Origin of the sequence: Vibrio sp. OPT24 (assembly GCF_015163545.1) — a bacterium.
GTDB lineage: Bacteria > Pseudomonadota > Gammaproteobacteria > Enterobacterales > Vibrionaceae > Vibrio > Vibrio cyclitrophicus.
Genome location: NZ_JADDYI010000039.1, coordinates 1 through 566, shown reverse-complemented (window position 1 = coordinate 566; position 566 = coordinate 1). Strand labels below are relative to the sequence as shown.

Below are 566 nucleotides of genomic sequence, written 5' to 3'. Positions count from 1 at the left end.
ACTCTAGTTCACCAGTTTCAAATGCAGTTCCGAGGTTGAGCCCCGGGCTTTCACATCTGACTTAATGAACCACCTGCATGCGCTTTACGCCCAGTAATTCCGATTAACGCTCGCACCCTCCGTATTACCGCGGCTGCTGGCACGGAGTTAGCCGGTGCTTCTTCTGTTGCTAACGTCAAGATGCGCAGCTATTAACTACACACCCTTCCTCACAACTGAAAGTACTTTACAACCCGAAGGCCTTCTTCATACACGCGGCATGGCTGCATCAGGCTTTCGCCCATTGTGCAATATTCCCCACTGCTGCCTCCCGTAGGAGTCTGGACCGTGTCTCAGTTCCAGTGTGGCTGATCATCCTCTCAGACCAGCTAGGGATCGTCGCCTTGGTGAGCCATTACCTCACCAACTAGCTAATCCCACCTAGGCATATCTTGACGCGAGAGGCCCGAAGGTCCCCCTCTTTGGCCCGTAGGCATCATGCGGTATTAGCCATCGTTTCCAATGGTTATCCCCCACATCAAGGCAATTTCCTAGGCATTACTCACCCGTCCGCCGCTCGACGCCCA

At 53.9% G+C, this 566-nt stretch carries 1 rRNA gene; it reads right to left on the bottom strand.

The annotated features are described in order from the left end of the window. Positions 1-566: ribosomal RNA gene (locus tag IQO02_RS08515) — 16S ribosomal RNA — on the bottom strand; the annotation flags it as partial.